The organism is Okeania sp. (assembly GCF_983059655.1).
On sequence record NZ_CEZPJD010000737.1, the window covers coordinates 1 to 3,976 of the forward strand.

Genomic DNA, 3,976 nt, shown 5'->3' on the forward strand with positions numbered 1-3,976 from the left:
GTATTATTACCAGGGGAAGTAGCCGAACAAGAACGTCAACGTGCCGAACAAGAACAGCAACGTGCCGAACAAGAACGTCAACGTGCCGAACAAGAACAGCAACGTGCCGAACAAGAACAGCAACGTGCCGAACAAGAACAGCAACGTGCTGAACGTCTGGCAACTAAACTAAAAGAATTAGGAGTAGACCCTGATTCTATCTAATTCTAGAAAATATGGGTCATTTCAGTTATCAGTTAGCCTCCTATGGTCGGAGCTACGCTATCAGTACCTCTAGCTGTTTGCGCAGCATGACCTAGGAAAGCAAAGTGAATTGAAATCTGAAATATTCTCTTTTGTTATCCCCTTAAAAGGGGAGGCGCATACCCAGAATTTTTCGCTAAAGAAAGCCAATCTCAAGTATGGGGGCGATCCCATAAGTTAGCTCCCTTATCTTAGTCCCAAGTTTTGATAAGAACAGCTTAACAAATTTTGCTAATTATATCATATTTTGAGCATTAGTAATAAATAAATTTTTATCTAGGAACTTTGAAAGGAAAGTTCCTATTTTTTTCCCTAAAGAAATCAAATATTCCTCTATCTTGTAGTCAACAAAACAGTTTATGCCAGGAAAAAAGATAGAAAATATAAAGTAATTATGGATAGCTACTTAGACATCTCTAGAAAAGATTCTGAAACAGAATAACCTCAACTTCAGATTTGTCTTTCTTTTTTCCCTACCATTATTTTATTAATTAACTTACAACCTACAACCTTCTTCAACAACTCTAATGAACTTAGACCTATCTCCTGCTTGGATTTCTCTTAAAACTGCAACAGTTACTACAGTTATTACCTTTTTTCTCGGCATAGCAGCAGCACGTTGGATGCTAGGATATCGGGGTAAAGGCAAAGGAATAATTGATGCCATCTTTACATCTCCTTTAGTATTGCCCCCAACTGTAACAGGTTTTCTATTACTATTATTATTTGGTAGAAACGGCCCCCTTGGTGAGCTACTCTCATCTCTAGGGATCGCATTGATTTTCACTTGGCCTGCCACCGTAATAGCAGCTACTGTGGTCTCATTTCCTCTGATGTACAAAACATCACTAGCAGCTTTTACTCAAATTGATACCAGTCTCCTTGCTTGTGCTAGAACTTTAGGTGCTTCTGAGTGGACTGTATTTTGGCGTATTTTGTTACCCTTGGCAAAACCAGGTATTATTGCCGGGACATTATTAGCTTTTGCCCGATCGCTCGGTGAGTTTGGTGCTACTTTAATGTTGGCAGGGAGCATTCCTGGGAAAACTGAAACTATTCCCATTGCCATTTTCTTCGCTTCCGAAAGTGGGAATATGAATGAAGCATTTGCTTGGGTGTTAGTAATTTTAGCCATATCTCTAGGAGTAATAACTGGTGTCAACTATTGGTCAGAATCTAAAATCAAAAAACGTAGAGCAAAAAAAACAGAAAAACAAATTATAGATGTGCGTTCTGTTCCCGCAGTCAAAACACAACCCTTGAAACTAAACTCCCGCACAAACTCACAAAGTCTATTAGTAGATATCCAGAAAAAATTGCCTGGATTTCTCTTAGATGTTTGTTTCAATGCTAATAACAAACCATTGGGGTTATTAGGAGGATCTGGTGCTGGTAAAAGTATGATTTTACGTTGCGTTGCTGGTTTAGAAACTCCCACAAGAGGTCGAATTGTTTTAAATGGACGAGTATTATTTGATTCCCAACAGAAAATAAATTTGCCCAGTCGCGATCGCCGCATTGGTTATCTATTTCAAAATTATGCTCTTTTTCCTCACATGAGTATAGCTAAAAATATCGCTTTTGGTTTGCCCAAAGGTTTGTCGTCCACAGAGATTAAACAACAAGTGGAAGCTTATCTATTGGCAGTGCAGTTACCAGGATATGGCAAACGATATCCAGAAGAACTTTCGGGAGGTCAGCAACAACGGGTGGCTTTGGCACGAGCATTAGCAAGTCAACCCGATGCTTTGTTGTTAGATGAAGCCTTTTCCGCATTAGATACCCACCTGCGCCATCACATTGAAACATTGGTTATTGCCACCCTAAAAAATTATCGAGGGGTGACTTTATTGGTAACTCACAACTTAGAGGAAGCTTACCGAATTTGCCAAAATTTGTTAGTAGTCGATGACGGAATTACTCTTGCTCACGGTGTCAAACATGACATTTTTGAATATTCTACCAGTGTAAGAGTAGCTCAATTAACTGGTTGTAAGAACTTTTCTCAAGCAGTAATAATTGAAAACCGAAAAATAGAAGCTATTGAGTGGGGATGCAGTCTTGATATCATTGAACCTATTCCAGAATCTTTTTCTCATGTTGGCATTCGCGCTCACCAGATTACTTTTACTGAGGAGTCAAACAAACCTAATACTTTTCCCTGTTGGTTGGCAGCTATTAGTGAAACTCAACATCGAGTAACTTTGTACTTAAAGTTATATCAACCAGCAAAAAATGGTTTTGACTACCATCTGCAAGCAGAAGTATTTAAGGAAAAATGGCGTGAAATTAAAAATCGTTCTTTTCCTTGGCAGGTTTGTCTTCAACCCTCGCGTTTGTTGTTACTAGAAGGAACTTCTATAGCAGAAGAAAGAAGGAAGAAAGAAGAAGGAAGAAGAAAGAAAGAAGAAGGAGGAAGGAAGGAGGTTAATTATTAGACATCTCCAGAAAAGAGGGAGTAGGGAGTTACACAAAAAGGTAGTTGTAGCTCACAGACATCCTTTTAACCTAGAAACAGAAGCAGTCATGCGAGTTAGGTGATTCACTTGTTCAGAACAAGACAATATTATCAGGACTTACGCAAAGACACCATATATAGTGCATAGTAAATATAGCGATTGCTGACGCAAAGCTCCGCTAACGCTATAATTTTTCTAAGCGATCGCCCAACACTGTTGGTGTTATCCCTATTCATAAAAACCTAAATAACTGTCATTTTAATTGTAGGATATTTAAGTTCAGATACTAGATATTTGGACAATAATTGATGTTTCAGATGATAAATAGTTATCCCCAAAAGATTAGCTATTTTTTTCAAATGATTCCAGACTAACATGGCACAAGCAATATGATTTTTTTGAATTTTTGCCCGACGACCCAATCCAAAACTCCAGCCCTGTTAATTGTTTGATTTCTCTGTGAAACTCCTCAATTTTCCATCTAGTTTGAATCTCAAACTCAACATCATCTGTACTCTGATTACTGAGGTGATTAGTAACAATATATTCTGTTCTGCTTGTAGAAACACTAACCCAGAATAATTGGACTTTTTTATCTCTAGGAAAACCTTTAATTTTGATAACTTTTCCTGATACTAATTCCCGCTCATTCCATGTTATTTCTTCCAGTTTTTTATACTTTTCTACACCCCCTGTATCGTCTACCAAACGATTGTTTTTTAATGGGCAATAGTAAATTTTACCTAATTTATCTATTAAAGCCATGAGTCTTTGGGTTGCATACCAGCTATCCATTAATACTGTTTTTACTGGCATTTTCTTCTTTTTTACTACATCAATCATCATATCTTCTACATGATTTATTTTACTTTTCTCATCAACTTCTGGGTTATAAATCCTATAGTCTACTATCCAAAACCGTTCTATCTGAGGATTAAAATATAAGCAATTAACTACTCCTATTCCACGGACTACCCCATGTTTATTACCACGCTCACTGACGCTGGACAAGCTCAATACGCACGGGAATACTTTTTATTGATAACTGTGTCATCAAAAATCAAATAACCATCTTCAGTTGTTACAATTTCTTCCCTTACATTTTGCCACAAAACTTCTGTACCTAAATCAATATTTTTCAAGTAACGATTAATTTGATCGTGACTAATTTTTTCTAGATGGTCAGCAAGATTTTTTATAGTGTAATTTGTCTGACTACTTATAGCGCTTTTCACATGGATAGACTACAGTTAGTATGGGCAACCCAAAAGCAT

The 3,976-nt window shown here is 37.3% G+C and carries 1 protein-coding gene and 2 pseudogenes; 2 read left to right on the forward strand and 1 reads right to left on the reverse strand.

The genetic code is table 11. The annotated features are described in order from the left end of the window. Both AC3DU7_RS27580 and modB read left to right on the forward strand, forming a co-directional pair. A pseudogene (locus tag AC3DU7_RS27580) lies at positions 1 to 204 on the forward strand (Uma2 family endonuclease); the annotation flags it as partial. A gap of 566 nt (positions 205 to 770) precedes the next feature. After that, positions 771 to 2,681, forward strand: coding sequence for a molybdate ABC transporter permease subunit (modB, locus tag AC3DU7_RS27585; protein ID WP_488042458.1), 1,911 nt, complete (start codon positions 771 to 773; stop codon positions 2,679 to 2,681). A 263-nt stretch (positions 2,682 to 2,944) separates the two neighbouring features. On the opposite strand, the pseudogene AC3DU7_RS27590 reads toward modB, so the two are convergent. Beyond that, a pseudogene (locus AC3DU7_RS27590) lies at positions 2,945 to 3,943 on the reverse strand (IS701 family transposase). Positions 3,944 to 3,976: the final 33 nt, after the last annotated feature.